Origin of the sequence: Phyllobacterium brassicacearum (genome assembly GCF_003010955.1) — a bacterium.
Lineage (GTDB): Bacteria > Pseudomonadota > Alphaproteobacteria > Rhizobiales > Rhizobiaceae > Phyllobacterium > Phyllobacterium brassicacearum.
Window position 1 is genome coordinate 443,232 of sequence record NZ_PGGO01000002.1, and the last position, 10,048, is coordinate 453,279.

Consider the following 10,048-nt stretch of genomic DNA (forward strand, 5'->3'; position numbering starts at 1 on the left):
TCACTCTGCCGTTGGGATGGGAGAAGGCACGATAGCGCTGGCGGGCTGGTATCCCTTGGCGAACACGGCCGCAGCCGCCATGAAGGCTGGAACGGCAGCCACCGCAAAGACCGTCGAAAGGTCCCAGCCGAGTGAAAGGAGAACGCCCCCAATCATCGAACCCAGTATCGATCCGGTGCGGCCAACGGCATTAGCCCAACTCACGCCTGTCGCCCGGCTTTCGGTTGGATAGTAGCCCGCAGCAAGCGCATTGATACCGACTTGTGCGCCCGCGACGCCAAAGCCCGCACCAAAAATGGCGAATACCAGGAGCCAGGGCATGGCAACAGCGTTCCCAAGCAGCACGACAAAGAGGCCCGCTGCAACATAGGCTCCGGCGAGTACTTTGTGAGGTTCAAAGATATCCATCAGACGCCCGATCAGGATTGCACCGATGGTGCCCCCGGTCGCGAGTGTCGCACCCATGAGCGAAGCTTTGGCCATGGAGAAGCCAGCAGATGTAATCAGGAGAGGTAACCAGCTCGACAGCAGGTAGAAGACGAGCAGGCTCATGAAAAAGGTCACCCAGATCAGGAGTGTGCCAACGCCGAGCCCGCGCGTGAACAATTGTCCAGCAGGCGATCCGGCAGGACGGGCCGGAACAGCGAAAACTGCTCCCTCAATGTCGGCTGCCGGAACGAGCCGCTTCAATGCGAAGGCAATGCGGCTCGGCTCGGCGCGCCGACCCGCGAGATAACGCGCCGATTCGGGCAGGAGTGCAAAAAGGACAAGTGAAAGCAGCAGCGGCAGCGCGCCGCCGAGGATGAGGAGGCCTTGCCAGCCCCAGGACGCCACGATATGCGCGGCGGCAACTCCTGCAGCGGCCGAACCGATGGTAAAGCCGCAGAACATCAGCGTGACAAGCGTGGCACGCCGGGGCTGTGGGCTGATTTCAGCGGTCAGTGTAATGGCCGCTGGCATTGCACCGCCAAGGCCGAGGCCAGTAATGAAGCGCATGACCGTCAGCATCTGGATATCCGTCGCGAACGATGAGGCGTAGGTGGCGAGACCAAAAAAGACAGTGGTGAAGAGAAGGACCGGCTTTCGGCCAATCCGGTCGGCGAGTGGTCCGAAAATGAAGGCCCCGGCCATCAGGCCAAACAGACCTGCAGCGAAAAGCGGAGCGAGGTCAACGGGTGCAACACCCCACTCGGACTTCAGTACGGGTGCGATGAAACCGATCGCGGCCGTGTCGAAGCCGTCGATCGCAACGACCAGAAAGCACAGCACAATGACAATCTTCTGGTAGCTCGACAGAGGGTTGGTATCAATCACCTCCTGAACATCGATAATCTTCTTCTGCATGGTGTTCTCCTCCGGTTTGTTTCTCCGCTGCCTGGCTTCTCGTCCTTAGCAACGGGACTGTGGTTGAATGTATTCAGCCGGTATCCCCACCCCCGACTGGCAGAATGGTCCCTGTGAGGTAGGATGCTTCGTCGGATGCCATGAACAGGATGACGTTTGCCTGCTCTTCAAGCGTGCCGTAGCGTTTCATCAGACTCGATTCCGTCGTCTGCCGGACGACCTCGCTCACCCAGCGCCGGTCGTCTTCCGTCTGGTTCTCGGTGTTGCGTGGTATCTGGCGCGGCGGCGCTTCCGTGCCGCCCGACGCAACTGCATTGACGCGAATTCCGCGTTCGGCGTTCTCCATTGCCAAAGCAATGGTGAGGGCATTAACCGCCCCCTTCGCCGCCGAATAGGGCACGCGATTTATCCCGCGTGTGGCGATCGACGAGACATTGACGATGACTCCCGATCGGGCCTCAATCATAGAGGGCAGTACTGCACGACAGCACCACATGGTCGGAAACAGCGAGCGGCGGATTTCCGCCTCGATCTGCCTGTCGTCGAAATGCTCGAAGGGCCGCATCCAGATGGCTCCGCCAACATTATTGACGAGTATGTCGATCCGTCCCAACCGTCTTATTGCCGTTGCTATAGCCTCCTTCGCGCCCTCCCAATGCTCCAGATCAGCCAGAATGGCAGTCGCAAAGCCGCCTAAGGCCCCGATCTCTGCTGCCACCTTTTCGACGAGATCGGAGCGATCGACCAGCGCAAGACGCGCGCCATCCGCGGCAGCTCGCATAGCCACTTCGCGGCCGATACCCTGGGCCGCGCCGGTCACGACCATCATCTTGTTTCGAAAGGGCTCCGGCTTCATTGGACGGCTTCCGAGGCGTTGAACTTCTCGTAATGGAAGGATGCTGGTTTGACGCCAATCGTCTCGAAGTGCCTGCGTACTGCTTCAACCATCGGCGGCGGGCCGCACAGATAGACATCGCTGTCGCCATCGTGTAGGTCTTCCGGCCCGAAATGGTCGGTTACGAAGCCCTTGCGGCTGGCATTGCTCGCCGCATCGGCAACGCAAACGTCAAATGAGAACTCGGGAATGACCTCCGCGAACTCCTGCAGCTTAACCACCTCCACCAGGTCTTCGTCGCGGGTAACGCCATAGAGAAGGTGGATTGGGTGCGACGACCCTCCCCATTCCTTGAGGTGATCGAGCATGGCGAGAAACGGTGCGAGCCCGGTCCCACCCGCAAGGAACAGCGCAGGGCGTTGGAGCTCGCGCAGATAGAAGGCACCAGAGGGTCCCTGCATCGATAGACGGTCCCCGGGCGAAGCACGGTGCGAGAGATAGGTGGACATCAGTCCGCCCGGAATATTGCGGACGAGGAAGTCGATACGGCCGCCGTTCACACGCGACGAGAAGGAATAGGCCCGGCTACACGCCGTGTCAGGAACGGAGACCTGCATATACTGACCCGGCAGGAAAGTGAGGCTGTCGGGGTCGTCAAGCTCCAGGGTGAAGCCGATCGTCGTGTCGGACAGGTGGCGGACTTCAGACAGGCAGGCGCCAAACGAGGACGGACCGCTTTTGCATAGCGTGGATGTAGCGGGAACGCTGACGACGCAATCGCTCTCTGGTCGCATCTGACAGGTCAGGACATAACCCTGCAACGCCTCGTCTTCCGTCAAGGCGTCGTCGATATAGGAATCCATGCTGTAAAGTCCGGATTCGCAATAGCACTTGCATGTGCCGCAAACACCGTCGCGACAATCCATGGGAATGTTCAGCCGCGCGCGATAAGCGGCGTCAACCAGGAGTTCATTCGGGCCGCATTCGATGAAACGGGTGACTCCGTCTTCGAAATTAAGGGCAACCTTGGGCATTGTCGGGCCTCCTTCGACTTCAGACGTGGTAGATGTCGATGACGTGATGGATGTAGTCGTTGACGAGAACGATCCTCTTTTTGGCGATCTTCATGTCGTCGCCCGCAACTTCGAGCGTATAGAAACTCGTGCCGTAATGAGTGTCTGTCGCCTTGTAGCGGTAGTTCTGGGTCATCCAGTTAAATCGGATCTCGGCGGCGTTTTCCGTCTGGGACAAGATCTCCACGTTGGAGATGTGATGGACTGTGCGGGGTTCGGGCAGGCTGGTGGCGCTCGATCGATCCGTACGGATGCGGAAAATCCGATCCTCCAAACCCTGTTTGCTGGCGTAGTACATCAGCGAGATTTCCGACTGCGGATCCTCCGTCAGCTTGTCGTCATCATCCCAGGCAGGCATCCAGAATTCGACGTGCTGTGCATAGAGCGCAAGCCAGTTATCCCAGTCGCGGTCGTCGAGATAACGGGCCTCGCGATAGAGAAACCCCTCGACCTTCTGCCGTGAAATAGTCATGACCTCTCCTTCGGCGGATAGCTCCTCAACCCGCTCAACGTAAATTCGACAAATGCAAGATGAGGCGGACTACACGAACCCGCCCATGCCCTCAGCGCGACGGATCGTGTCCGATCGCCTTTTCCAAGGCTTCCCTCCAGTAGCTGTGCTGAATAACAAACAGACCTTCATCTTCGGTCTTTGCACCTGACATTAAAGGCCTCAAACCGATAGCGGCGGCGCCCTCATCAGCGCCCTGGATCCAGTGCGCCGCCCCGCGGCTGAGATCGTTCCAGGCGGCGTGCCGCGCCTGATAGCCGATCTGGCAGGAGCGGAACTCCTCGAGATCATCCGGCGTGGCCATGCCGCTGGCGTTGAAGAAATCTTCGTACTGCCGGATGCGGCGAGCGCGTGCTTCAGCGCTTTCACCCTTTGGGGCAATGCAGTAAATCGTGACTTCGGTTTTATCTACCGCGATCGGTCGATACATCCGGATCTGCGAAGAGAATTGATCCATCAGATAAACGTTTGGATAGAGACAGAGATTGCGGGAGCGGTCGATCATCCAGTCGGCCCAGGACTGCCCGAAACGCTCCGTCAACTCATCACGCTTTTCCGAGAGTGGCCGGTCTTCAGGATTGCTCCAGCGCGTCCAAAGCAACAAGTGACCATGCTCGAAGGAATAAAAACCGCCGCCCTGTTTGGCCCACGACCCCGCATCCATTGCGCGTGTCACATCCTGACCAGCAGCTGCAGCGATCGCGTCCTTTCGGTGGTTGGTTGTAGCGGCATAGTTCCAGTGAACAGACGAAACATGATAGCCATCGGCGCCATTCTCAGTCTGCAGCTTCCAATTCCCGTCATAGATGTAGCTCGAACTGCCGCGCAGGACTTCAAGACCATCCGGAGACTGGTCGACGATCATGTCGATGATCTTCCGCGCCTCGCCGAGATGGGCTTCAAGCGGCAGAACATCGGCATTGAGGCTGCCGAACAGGAAGCCGCGGTAGTTCTCGAAACGGGCGACTTTGGTGAGGTCGTGCGAACCGTTCTTGTTGAACTGCTCGGGATATCCGGCTCCATTCGGATCCTTGGCCTTCAGGAGCCTTCCGGTGTTCGAGAAGGACCAGCCGTGGAACGGGCAGGTGTAGGTCGACTTGTTGCCCCGCTTGTGCCGGCAGATCATGGCTCCGCGATGCGAACAGGCATTAATAAAACAATGCAGGGTGCCCGATTTGTCGCGGGAGATGACGATGGGCTGGCGGCCGATATAGCCGGTAAGGTAATCGTTTGGGTTTGGGATCTGGCTCTCATGTGCAAGATAGACCCAATTGCCCTCCCAGATATGTTTCATCTCGAGTTCAAACAGCTCGGTATCGGTGAAAATATCGCGACGACAACGATAGACGCCACTTTGCGCGTCCTCAATGACAGCATTGTCGAGCCTTTCCTCAATACGACCGTCCGCGATGACGTCCAGCATGTCTCATCCTCCTCGGTTTTCAACGGCAGGCGCCACCTCCATGGCGCCTCCTTATGATCTCAGGCTGCAGCCCGTTCGCGCTCAACGATCGTGTCAGCAACACCTTCAATGGCGGGCGTCAGAACGAAATCGAAGTCGATAGAGGCGTAGGGCTTCTGTACCTGGTTCTCCGCCATCAGCGTCGGATCGCTTACGCGCTTCACTGCCGGAATGAGATCCTCCCGGGTACCGAATGCGAAATCCTCGAACAGGTAGGGATCACCCTCGATATTAATCTGGGTCGTCAGGTGCCTGTATGCCGGCGCCTCCACGAAGAAGTGGATGTGCGCTGGACGGTGGCCATGACGGCCCATCGCGAAAAGAAGCTGTTCGGTCGAGCCACCAGGAGGCGTCGAATAACCGCTTGGCATGATGGTGCGGAAACGATACCGGCCGTCGGTATCGGTCTCGACTCTGCGGCGCAAATTGTATGGAGCCTGCTGCGGGTCGAAATGCGAATAGTTTCCAAGCGTATTTGCGTGCCAAACATCGACGATGGCGCCTGCTACCGGCTTGCCATTCTGGTCACGCACATGCCCCTGCATGAAGAGCACCTCGCCTTCATCCGATCCATCGTCGAGCCGTGCCGTGCCTTTGCAAAGCGGGGCTCCGGCAATATAGAGAGGGCCTTCAATCGTGCGCGCTGTACCACCAGCAAGTCCGGCACGACGCTCGGCCTCGTCGAGCCTCAAATCGAGGAAGTGTTCAAGGCCAATGCCCGGAGCCATGAGGCCAAGTTCGTTGTTCCGCCCGGCCGCGCCGAGATAGGCGACGGCCCCCCAGACTTCATTCATGCTGATGTCGAGATCGTCTATTGCCTGGAAAAGGTCGCCGAGAAGGCGATTCATGATCTCCTTTAGGCGGCGATCACCACCTTCCGTATCGAGGCCGCTGGCCCGCCTCGCCAGATCTTCAATGACGTGCTTTTCGATAATTCCATTTGCCATAACTTCCTCCTTCGTCTCGTAAGTCTTGAACGTTGACCATTCCGGGATGGTCGTGTTGCGGCACCCCCCTCCAAGCTGGCGCCGGCATCAATATCAGCTGCCGTCTTCTGCAATGGCTGACGGATGGCTGCAGAGCGCCCTCACCTCGACCTGCATGAACGGGAACAGGGGCAGCGTTGAAAGGATGTCGTGCAGTTCGCCCGGATCCTTCACATCGAAAATGCTCACATTGGCGTACTGTCCAGCGACACGCCAAAGATGCCGCCACTTGCCTGACGCCTGCAGTTCCTGCGCCCGTGCTTTTTCAGTTGCTTTCAAGACATCCGCCTCTGCTTTCGGCAGGCCATGCGGTAGATTGACGGTCATTTCCACGTGAAAAAGCATGTTGGTTACCCCGCGACACGTAGATTGACGGCTGGCTTTCCATCCCGCCGGAATCGATTGACCATGGCTTCATTCAGTGCGACGCCGAGCCCGGGTCCCGTAGGTAGCTGAAGTTCGAAGTCGCGATATATGAGCGGTTCTGCGAGGATTTCCTCGATCAGCAGCAGAGGTCCGAAGAGCTCTGTGCCCCATTGCAGATCCTTGACGCCGGCGAAAAGCTGTGCGGCCGCCATCGTACCGATTGGCCCCTCCAGCATGGTTCCGCCATAGATGCTAATCCCCGCAGCTTCTGCGATTGCGATGACCTTCGACGCAGCGAAGAGGCCGCCAGCCTGTTCGATCTTGATTGAGAAGACATCGGCCGCTCGCGCCGACGCCGCTTCGAGCGCACTCTCTGGCCCAACCAGAACCTCATCTGCCATCATGGCAACCGACGATCTACGGGTGAGCCGGGCTAGCGATGAAATACCGGCGACGGGTTGTTCGATCAGCACGCAACCAGCATCGGCAAGAGCAGCAATCGCCGTCGTGGCTTCGCGCTCGCGCCAAGCCATATTGACGTCGACTCGCACGGTTGCGATCTCTGGCAAGGCATTCCTGATCTTGGCAACGTGACGGATGTCGTCGGCGACCGGCTTGCTGCCGATCTTCAGTTTGAAATGCTTGTGGCGTCTCAAGTCCAGCATCTGCTGTGCTTCGGCGATGTCCTTTGCCGTGTCACCGGAGGCCAGCGTCCAGGCGATCGGCAAGCTGTCGCGGCGGCGTCCTCCGAGCAGCTCGGATAGCGAAAGGTTGAGGCGACGGGCATGAGCGTCCAGCAAGGCCGTCTCGACGGCGCATTTGGCAAAGTTGTTGCCCTTTACCGACTTGGCAACCAGATCCATGGCCGATTGTATGCGCGTGGCATCCGCGCCGATCAGAAGCGGTGCGATATATTGGTCGATCGTCAGTTTCATGCCTTCCGGGCTTTCAGGACCGTAAGCAAGTCCGCCAATCGTGGTGCCTTCGCCGAAACCATCAAAACCATCCGAGCACCGCACATGGACGATCGTCAGACTCTGCCTGTTCATTGTGACCATCGACAGCTTGTGAGGCCGGATGGTAGGCAAATCGAGTATAATCGTCTCGATGGCGAGGACTCGTATGTCAGCAGTCACGGCATTTCACTCCCAGTCTTTGCAAGGAAAACTAGCGTTCAGCCGGCTACTAGTCCAAAACTATAAAAGTCAATTTTCATACCGTAGAGGTATAGTACGATGGAAATGCGCCAGTTCCGCTATTTCGTGGCCGTTGCGCGCGAACGAAATTTTTCACGCGCCGCGGAGTTACTCCACATTGCGCAACCGCCGCTCAGTCGGCAAATGCAGCAGCTCGAGGACGAGCTTGGCGTCCTGCTGATCGATCGCTCCAGCCGGCCGCTGTCCCTCACCGAGGCGGGCCGGTTCTTTTACGACCAGGCGGTCCAAATGCTTGCAAAGGCGGACCACATCCGGGAGCAGACGCGACGTATTGGTCACTCGAAGCGTGAAGTCTTCATCATCGGATGCGTTGCCTCGACGCTCTATGGCGGCATACCAGATCTTGTCCGCCGCATGCGGCAACGATGGCCGAACCTCGATATCGAGATTCGCGAAATGATGTCGACCGAACAGGTGGTCGCTTTGAAGGAGGGCCGGATCGATCTTGGCTTCGGCCGGGTTCGCTTCAATGACACCGAGGTCGAGCGGCTGACCTTGCGCGAAGAGCGATTGTTTCTAGCCTTGCCAAAGAGTCATCCAAAGGCCGTGCCAGGTGAGCTGGTTCAGTTGCGTGACGTCGCCGGGGAAACACTGATCGTCTATCCATCCAAACCGAGGCCAAGCTTTGCCGACGAGGTTCTGAACCTTCTCGCCGAGCACAATGTCAGTCCGGGAAATGTTGAGGAGGTCCGCGAGATTCAAACGGCGCTGGGGCTCGTGGCGGCGGCAATGGGCGTTTCGATCATCCCCGCAGCATCCCAGCGGCAACGCCCGGACGACGTTTGTTACCGGATGATCGCCGACGAGAAAGCAACCTCGCCCATCATCATGAGCTATCGGCAGAAAGACGCAAACCACAGGATTTCCGAAATCAAGACTCTTATCGCCGAGATGTACGCCGACAATCCGTCATGGCTACAGCTTTCTGAGCTGCGCCTCGCAAAATAGTATCGATTCCGTGGTGACGTGCGAGCTTTCCAGGCAGATACCGAGAACATCCGGGTAGCGGGCAGCAATAAACCAATTGCGCCATTAGATCGCAAGGTTTGGTGACCAATCCAAGTGAGAATCCGGTCGCTTCGACACCGAGCATCCTGTTCGCCGAATGCCGCGCTCAAGGATGAGCTCATTGGACTTCAGGTTGTGTCGTGAGGATCATTCCACATCGCTTGGCGTTCCGCCGGTAGTAAGTGCTTTCTCTGGGCTGCGATGCGGAAGATGGCGTTGGGGGCACCATAACCCTTGTAGCCCTTGCGCTCGACGATCTCGAAGAAGAAGCCTTCGCCGTAGTTCGGGCTGTAGAGCTGAAAGTATTCGCCGTTGTCATCGCGATCGTAAAGGATATTGGCATCCTTCAGGCTGTCCGAAAAATCAGGATCCAGACCGAACCGGGCTTCAATGTCGTCATAGTAGTTCGGCGAGATTTGCAAGGGCACGAAGCCGTTGGCCTGCAGCGCCTCGGCTGTCGCAAAGATATTGTCGGTCCTGAAGGCGAGGTGCTGGATGCTCGATCCGAATTTCTCGGCCAGGAAATGACCGGCAAGGGTGCGCCGGTTCTCGGCGCCATTCATGGTGATGCGCAGCGCGCCGGTGTCGTTTTCGACCACCTGGCTGCGCACGATGCCGGCTGGATCGATGATATCGACCATCGGCGTCTTCCTCGTCTTCAGGATGGAAGTGTAGAAGAGCAGCCAGGTCAGCATCTCATCGAAGTTCATGGTCTGGGCCACGTGGTCGAACTGCAGCAGACCGGCATCCTCGCCCGCAGCTTCGTCTGCAACAGGGTCGAACTCGATCGACCAGATGTTCTTGAGCTCCGACTTGTCGTCGACAAAGTACAGAACCCCGCCGCCGACGCCGCGAATGGCCGGCATGCCGAGCTCTGAAGGGCCAACGGCCTGCTCGAACGGTTCGGCGCCAAGCGCCCGGGCGCGGGCAACCGTGGCATGCGCATCCGCCACCTTGAGCCCGAGTGCGTAGGCCGACGTGCCGTGGACGGCATAGGACGAGTGGGCAAAGCCCTCCCGTTCGGTGTTGATCACCAGGTTGATGCCACCCTGGCTGTAGCGCGCCACCTGCTTGGTCTTGTGCTTGCCGGTCTGGCGGAAACCCAGCGTGTGCAAGAGGGATGCAAGCTCTCTGGCCTCTTCTTCATTGGCGGCAAACTCCACGAATTCGACGCCGGTGACCTCGATGGGCGCCGGCATCGGCGGAATCGTCATGACGATGTCCGGTTCGCTGCGCTTCACCTGGT

Annotated in this window: 10 protein-coding genes; 1 reads left to right on the forward strand and 9 read right to left on the reverse strand. The window is 58.4% G+C overall.

Features of this window, described 5'->3' with window-relative positions; all coding sequences use genetic code 11:
* The 8 genes from CU102_RS05090 to CU102_RS05125 form a co-directional block, all read right to left on the reverse strand.
* Nucleotides 1-1,344 carry an MFS transporter gene (locus CU102_RS05090; protein ID WP_106709910.1) on the reverse strand — a complete coding sequence of 448 codons (1,344 nt, stop codon included), beginning with the start codon at nt 1,342-1,344 and terminating at the stop codon, nt 1-3.
* 73 nt (nt 1,345-1,417) lie between these two features.
* The gene (gene benD / locus CU102_RS05095; protein WP_106709911.1) at nt 1,418-2,200 is read right to left on the reverse strand and encodes a benzoate diol dehydrogenase BenD; all 783 of its coding nucleotides are present in this window, start codon (nt 2,198-2,200) and stop codon (nt 1,418-1,420) included.
* Complete coding sequence (benC, locus tag CU102_RS05100) at nt 2,197-3,213, reverse strand: benzoate 1,2-dioxygenase electron transfer component BenC (protein WP_106709912.1); 1,017 nt, start codon at nt 3,211-3,213, stop codon at nt 2,197-2,199. Before benC ends, benD begins: the two co-directional genes overlap by 4 nt.
* A 19-nt stretch (nt 3,214-3,232) precedes the next feature.
* Complete coding sequence (benB, locus tag CU102_RS05105; RefSeq protein WP_106709913.1) at nt 3,233-3,724, reverse strand: benzoate 1,2-dioxygenase small subunit; 492 nt, start codon at nt 3,722-3,724, stop codon at nt 3,233-3,235.
* Nucleotides 3,725-3,815: 91 nt separating this feature from the next.
* Nucleotides 3,816-5,186, reverse strand: coding sequence for a benzoate 1,2-dioxygenase large subunit (gene benA / locus CU102_RS05110; protein ID WP_106709914.1), 1,371 nt, complete (start codon nt 5,184-5,186; stop codon nt 3,816-3,818).
* Nucleotides 5,187-5,245: 59 nt separating this feature from the next.
* Nucleotides 5,246-6,172, reverse strand: coding sequence for a catechol 1,2-dioxygenase (gene catA, locus CU102_RS05115; protein WP_106709915.1), 927 nt, complete (start codon nt 6,170-6,172; stop codon nt 5,246-5,248).
* A gap of 93 nt (nt 6,173-6,265) precedes the next feature.
* Nucleotides 6,266-6,556, reverse strand: a complete 291-nt coding sequence (gene catC, locus CU102_RS05120; RefSeq protein ID WP_106709916.1) for a muconolactone Delta-isomerase — start codon at nt 6,554-6,556, stop codon at nt 6,266-6,268.
* Between the two features lie 5 nt (nt 6,557-6,561).
* Nucleotides 6,562-7,713: a muconate/chloromuconate family cycloisomerase gene (locus tag CU102_RS05125; RefSeq protein WP_106709917.1), complete on the reverse strand. Its 1,152-nt coding sequence runs from the start codon at nt 7,711-7,713 to the stop codon at nt 6,562-6,564.
* Nucleotides 7,714-7,812: 99 nt separating this feature from the next.
* Here CU102_RS05125 and CU102_RS05130 point away from each other — a divergent pair, with 99 nt between their 5' ends.
* Entirely contained in the window at nt 7,813-8,742 is a 930-nt protein-coding gene (locus CU102_RS05130) for a LysR family transcriptional regulator (protein WP_106709918.1), read from the forward strand.
* A 188-nt stretch (nt 8,743-8,930) separates the two neighbouring features.
* Here the strand turns inward: CU102_RS05130 and CU102_RS05135 are convergent.
* The coding region (locus CU102_RS05135) for a 4-hydroxyphenylpyruvate dioxygenase family protein (protein WP_210204788.1) at nt 8,931-10,048 on the reverse strand (1,118 nt) is incomplete at its 5' end.

Bases quoted from the DNA above. Each gene is read 5' to 3' on its own strand.
- CU102_RS05090 (WP_106709910.1), bottom strand. From the start codon at position 1,344: ATGCAGAAGAAGATTATCGATGTTCAGGAGGTGATTGATACCAACCCT.
- benD (WP_106709911.1), bottom strand. From the start codon at position 2,200: ATGAAGCCGGAGCCCTTTCGAAACAAGATGATGGTCGTGACCGGCGCG.
- benC (WP_106709912.1), bottom strand. From the start codon at position 3,213: ATGCCCAAGGTTGCCCTTAATTTCGAAGACGGAGTCACCCGTTTCATC.
- benB (WP_106709913.1), bottom strand. From the start codon at position 3,724: ATGACTATTTCACGGCAGAAGGTCGAGGGGTTTCTCTATCGCGAGGCC.
- benA (WP_106709914.1), bottom strand. From the start codon at position 5,186: ATGCTGGACGTCATCGCGGACGGTCGTATTGAGGAAAGGCTCGACAAT.
- catA (WP_106709915.1), bottom strand. From the start codon at position 6,172: ATGGCAAATGGAATTATCGAAAAGCACGTCATTGAAGATCTGGCGAGG.
- catC (WP_106709916.1), bottom strand. From the start codon at position 6,556: ATGCTTTTTCACGTGGAAATGACCGTCAATCTACCGCATGGCCTGCCG.
- CU102_RS05130 (WP_106709918.1), top strand. From the start codon at position 7,813: ATGGAAATGCGCCAGTTCCGCTATTTCGTGGCCGTTGCGCGCGAACGA.